The organism is Pseudomonas luteola NBRC 103146 (assembly GCF_002091675.1).
Classification (GTDB): domain Bacteria; phylum Pseudomonadota; class Gammaproteobacteria; order Pseudomonadales; family Pseudomonadaceae; genus Chryseomonas; species Chryseomonas luteola.
Map to the genome: position 1 here is coordinate 1 of NZ_BDAE01000080.1, position 1,237 is coordinate 1,237.

The following is a 1,237-nucleotide window of genomic DNA, read 5'->3' on the forward strand; positions in this document are numbered from 1 at the left end:
TTGTAGTGGTCAAGCCATCCCGGACAGTGGGTTAAGTTTTTTCTCGGCTACAGCTGGCGGCAGTCCGGCATTGGCCTGATGAGGCCTCAGCCAGTTATACCGATGCATCAGGTAATGGCTGATGTCCCGCTGCGCCTCTCTGGCTGTCATGTAGCCCGTCGACGGTATCCATTCTGTCTTCAGGCTGCGGAACAGCCGTTCCATCGGCGCGTTGTCCCAGCAGTTGCCGCGTCGACTCATGCTCTGCTGCATGCGGTAGCGCCACAGCCGCTGCCGGAACAGGCGGCTGGCGTATTGGCTGCCCTGGTCGGAGTGAAACATCACGTGCTGCGGCCTACCGCGCTGCTCATGGGCCATATCAAGCGCACGGGCCGCCAGCTCCGCATCGGGTTTTTCGGAGAATGCCCAGCCGACAACGCGGCGCACGTGTAGATCCAGCACCACCGCCAAGTAATGCCAGCGGCCCTGTGCCCAGATGTAGGTAATGTCGCCACACCAGACTTGGTTGGCGCGTTCGACAGTGAACTCGCGGTTCAACAGGTTCGGAATGTCGGGCCGCTCCACCGTCGCTTGCTTGTAGGCATGAGAGCCGGGCTGCTTGCTGACGAGCCCCAGCTCACGCATCAGGCTACGCACCTGGAAACGTCCGATTACCACGCCATCCTCACGCATCATGCCTAAGATGCTGCGGCTGCCTGCAGCTCCACGGCTCCCGCTGAATAGCTGATTGACCTGGCTACGCAGGGCCACGCGACGCGCATCAATGCGATGCCTCCGGGCGCGGTGGGCGTAGTAACACGAGCGGGTTACTTCAAACACTGAACAGACCATGTCTACCGGCTCCTGCTCACTCAACTGGTCTATCAGCGCGTACGTTCGAACTCGTCTGACATCAAGAGAGCGGTAGCCTTTTTTAGAATCGCTTTCTCCCGCTCCAGCCGGTTGATCCGGGCTTCCAGCTCCTGGATTTTTTGCTGCTCAGGAGTGAGCGCCTTGCTCTGCGGGGTGATACCACTGCGCTCCTGCTGGAGCTGCTTAATCCATCGGCGTAAAGCGGAATCCACCACACCCAGCGAACGGCACGCCTCGATGTGGCTGTAGCCTTGATCCAAAACCAGAGCCGCAGCCTCTCGTTTGAACTCGGCGGAAAAAGTACGTCGCTGCTTGCTCATCAGACACCTCTCTATCGGCGAGATTTTCGCCTAAATCGGTGTCCAGGATCAGTAGACCACTACAT

At 59.3% G+C, this 1,237-nt stretch carries 1 protein-coding gene; it reads right to left on the reverse strand.

Features of this window, described 5'->3' with window-relative positions; all coding sequences use genetic code 11:
• Positions 1-9: 9 nt before the first annotated feature.
• A protein-coding gene (locus PLU01S_RS25130; protein WP_112297702.1) for an IS3 family transposase occupies positions 10-1,172 on the reverse strand; the annotation gives its coding sequence in 2 pieces (ribosomal slippage) (positions 10-917 and positions 917-1,172; 1,164 coding nt in all).
• Between the last annotated feature and the right edge of the window lie 65 nt (positions 1,173-1,237).